Origin of the sequence: Actinoplanes sp. NPDC048791, assembly GCF_040650095.1 — a bacterium.
GTDB lineage: Bacteria > Actinomycetota > Actinomycetes > Mycobacteriales > Micromonosporaceae > Actinoplanes.
Genome location: NZ_JBEZGQ010000786.1, coordinates 1 through 4,047, shown reverse-complemented (window position 1 = coordinate 4,047; position 4,047 = coordinate 1). Strand labels below are relative to the sequence as shown.

Here is a 4,047-nt window from a genome sequence, read left to right as displayed (position 1 = left end):
CGAGCGCCTGCGCGGCGGGTGTGGCCGCGGCGGCCGGGCCGGCTGCCGCCAGGAGCGGGCCGGTGAGGGCGAGAGTCAGCGCCAGGAGCCCGGCCCGCGAAAGCATGCCGGTCACCCTACATTTCATCGATGCCGGCGAGACTCTGACCGTCCCGGCGACCAGCCACCGTACCGGGTCGCCCGGAAAGGCTGACCGTTCGGCCGACGACCGACAAATAGGTAAATGACAGGATATTCCCGAACGACTCATCCCGAGTCGTGGGCGAGGTGAAGATCCGCCGGGCGAGTTGGTCGCCCATGTCCGGCGGGGAGCCAGCGGCGAAACCGACGTCCTTGGTTCTTCCAAGGAGATCGCTCATGAGCAACGCAGCCCGCACCACGCGCCGACGGCCTCCCTGCCCGGCGCCCGCACCACCACTCCCGCACAGCCGGTCGCGCCGGTAGCAGCTCTCCGTACCCCCGGAGTTCCTGACCTACCTGTCGCCCGTGGCAACGCCGCCACCGGCCCGCTCCCTGCTCCCACCGCGTACCCCCGGTGGATCCCGCGCGCCCGAGTTCCCCCTCGCGGCGCCGCCCGAGCAGGTGAGACCCCTCCGCATCCACATGCGCTGTACGGCTCAAGGGAGTAACACCCATGTCTCACTTCTTCGACGTGATCTGGTCCTGGATCGTCGAGGCAGCGGGCTCGACGTCGTGGCGCGACGTCATGCCGCTGGGCCTCGCCGGGATCTTCGTCTGGCTTCTCTGGCTCTACCGGGCCGTGCTGTCCCGCTTCGCCCGGCCCGTCGTCAACGACTTCCGCACCACCGTCTCCGTGGTCGTCCCGGCCTACCGCGAGGACCCCGAGATCCTGATCGAGTGCCTGGACAGCTGGCTGTCGCAGGACCCGTACGAGGTCATCATCGTCCCCGACGTCGAGGACACCGAGGTGCTCGCCCGCCTCGCCGCCGTCACCGACCCGCGGCTGCGGGTCATCCCGTTCGTGCACCGCGGCAAGCGTTCGGCGCTCGGCGTCGGCGTCCGGGCGGCCACCGGTGAGCTGGTCGTGCTGGCCGACTCCGACACCCGCTGGGAGCCCGGACTGCTCGCGGCCGTGCAGATGCCCTTCGTGGACCCGGCTGTCGGCGGGGTGGGCACGCAGCAGAACGTCTACCAGCGCACCACCAGCATCTGGCGGCGGATCGCCGACTGGCTGGTCAACCTGCGCTACTACGACTACGTGCCGGCGATGGGCCGGGCCGGGGCGGTGGCCTGCCTGTCCGGGCGTACCGCCGCCTACCGCCGCTCGGCCATCGCGCCGGTGCTGACCCACCTGGAGGACGAATTCTTCCTCGGCCGGCGCTGCGTCGCCGGCGACGACGGGCGGCTCACCTGGCTGGTCCTGGCCTCCGGCTACAAGACCGTGCACCAGTCGTCGGCCCGGGCGATCTCGATGTTCCCGTCCTCGTTCTCGGCGTTCGTCAAGCAGCGGGTCCGGTGGAGCCGCAACTCCTACCGCACGTACCTGACGGCGCTGTGGAAGGGCTGGCTCTGGAAGCAGCCGATGGTCACCAAGATCACCGTGCTGCAGATCCTGCTCACCCCGGTGACCATGGGCATGGCGCTGGCGTACCTGATCTTCAGCCGCCTGGAGCTGACGCTGCACTCGCTCGGGCTCGCGCTGATCTGGCTGCTGCTGGGCCGCGGCGTGCGGGGCTACTCGCACCTGCGCCGGCACCCGCAGGAGATCCTGCTGCTGCCGGTGACCGCGCTGGTGGTCATCTTCATCGCGCTGCCGATCAAGCTCTACGCCTTCGTGACCATGAACAAGCAGGGCTGGCTGACCCGTACGGCGGACAGCGTCGGCGGCGAGGGCCAGGGCTCGGCGACTCTGACCGCCACCCGTACCACCGTGCCGGCCGCAGAGACGACCGAGGAGCCCGTCGCCGTGCTCGCCGGACAGGGGGTCTCCGCATGAAGCCGACCCGTACCGGGCTCACCGGGCTGGCCGCCGTACTGCTCGGCACCGCCTCCCTCGCCCTGGCCGCCCCGGCCGCCGCGGACCCGCAGGGCGCGATGGACGCCGGCACCACCGCCGAGGCCGCCGAGCAGCAGGCCGCTCTGGTCGCCGGTGAGGACCGGCGGCTGACCCAGGTACGCGCCGTCACCGCCGTGGCGCCCACCCGGGGCATCGGCTGGGCCAAGCCGTACCGGCTGGACACCGGTGACGGGTACACCCTGGTGCTGACCCAGCAGCGGGAGCCGTACACGGTCACCGATCTGCTCAAGCTCGCGCCGCAGACCTTCGTGCGGCAGGCCGACGGCAGCTACCTGCTGACCGAGAACATCTACCTGAACTCGGGGGCGAAGCTGCGGCTGAGCAACCCCGGCGGCCTGACCCTGCGGATGGCCAGCACCACCAACGGTTTCGTGTCCATCGTGTCCTTCGGCGGCGGCCTCACGGTCGAGGGCACCCCGCAGGCGCCCACGAAGATCACCAGCTGGGACGTCCGGACCGGGCTGCCGGACACCCGGGTCGACGACGGCCGGGCCTACCTCCGGGCCATCGGCGGGCAGTTCGCCATGTCGTACGCCCAGGTCTCGGATCTGGGGTTCTGGAGCGGGCGCACCGCGGGCGTCAGCCTGACCGGCACCGACCGGCCGAACACCGGCGATGTGGACGGTCCGACCCACCTGACCAAGACCCAGCGCCACGAGGCCAAGGCCGAGCGGCTCGCCACGGACGCGGCGGCGGACGCCGCACCGGGTGCCGGTGACGTCTTCGCCCAGCCCAGCGGCAATCTGGCCGCGCCCGACACCCGCTTCGACGTGCCCGGCCTGTCGTACGTCTCCGGCAAGATCGACCACGCCAGCATCAGCGGCAACGCGTTCGGGCTGTTCGTCTCCAGCGCCAACGGCATCACCATCAGCGACACCACGATCGCCCGCAGCCTGCAGGACGGCCTGGTGCTGCACCGCTTCGCCTCCAGCGCGGACATCCAGCGGGTGGTCTCGATCGACAACGGCGGCGACGGCATCGTGCTCTCCCGGGCGGCCCAGCAGGTCCGGGTCAGCGCGAGCACCGCCCAGGGCAACGGCGGCAACGGCTTCACCATCAACGGCCTGCCGCTGGCCACCGGCGCGTCGGCCTCCGGCGAGTTCGTGGGCAGCTACGGCAACAACTCGGTGACCAACAGCGTGGCCCGCTACAACGCGCACTACGGCATCGAGGTCATCGGCGGGCTGAACATCGCCGTGCAGAACAACACGGTGGTGGGCAGCGACATGGGCATCGTGGCCCGCGAGGGTGCCGACAGCGTGGCCATCAACGGCAACCAGGTCAGCGACCAGCGGCGCCAGGGCATCGCGGTCCGCGACGGCGTGACGAACGCGCTGATCACCGGCAACGTGGTCAGCGACGCCGACAACGGCATCTACGTCCGCAGCTCGGTCGCCGAGGTCCGCGGCAACACCGTCGAGGGCGCCACCAACCACGGCATCGCCCTGGTCGACGCCACGGGCGGCTCGAAGGTCAGCTACAACGTGGTCGCCGGGGTGGGACCCAGCGCGCTGGACCACTCGCGGGCCCGCGGTGACGTCGACATCGACCAGAACACGATCTCGGCCTGGCACGACACCAGCTCGTTCTGGATCCGGTTCCGGCACTACGCCAGCCCGATGACCATGCTGTGGGTGGCCATCGTCCTGCTGATCATCGGCTCGGCGGTGCTCGGAGTACGCCGGCGCCGGCAAGGCATCCACCACCCGTACGCGAACACCGTGCCGCTCAGGGCGCCGGCCCCGGCCGAGGAACTCGTCGGGAGCGCGGCGTGACCCAGCCGGACAACGGATTCGACTGGTCCCGGCTGCGGCAGCGCCTCGCGGCTCTGCCGGGCGGACCGGGCCTCTGGCTCGGCGGCGCGGCTCTGCTCATCGCGGTGATCGCCCTGGCGATCTCACTGACCGGCAGCTCCGCCCCGGCCCCGGTCGCCGGCGCGACCGGACCGGTCGGGCCGACCATCCCGGCCGGCGAGACGATCACCACCGCCCCGGTGGGCACCCTCCCGG

General features: G+C 71.4%; 2 protein-coding genes and 1 pseudogene. All 3 read left to right on the top strand.

Annotated features, from left to right (window positions below; all coding sequences use genetic code 11):
• Positions 1 to 634: 634 nt before the first annotated feature.
• Positions 635 to 1,957 carry a glycosyltransferase family 2 protein gene (locus tag AB0C29_RS36985; protein WP_360830537.1) on the top strand — a complete coding sequence of 441 codons (1,323 nt, stop codon included), beginning with the start codon at positions 635 to 637 and terminating at the stop codon, positions 1,955 to 1,957.
• On the top strand, positions 1,954 to 3,813 hold the full coding sequence (locus tag AB0C29_RS36980) for a right-handed parallel beta-helix repeat-containing protein (RefSeq protein WP_360830534.1): 1,860 nt from the start codon (positions 1,954 to 1,956) through the stop codon (positions 3,811 to 3,813). Before AB0C29_RS36985 ends, AB0C29_RS36980 begins: the two co-directional genes overlap by 4 nt.
• A pseudogene (locus tag AB0C29_RS36975) lies at positions 3,810 to 4,047 on the top strand (hypothetical protein); the annotation flags it as partial. The gene AB0C29_RS36980 and the pseudogene AB0C29_RS36975, both read left to right, overlap by 4 nt.

What these genes read in the sequence shown, in the direction of transcription:
- AB0C29_RS36985 (WP_360830537.1), top strand. Translation starts at nt 635, where the DNA reads ATGTCTCACTTCTTCGACGTGATCTGGTCCTGGATCGTCGAGGCAGCG.
- AB0C29_RS36980 (WP_360830534.1), top strand. Translation starts at nt 1,954, where the DNA reads ATGAAGCCGACCCGTACCGGGCTCACCGGGCTGGCCGCCGTACTGCTC.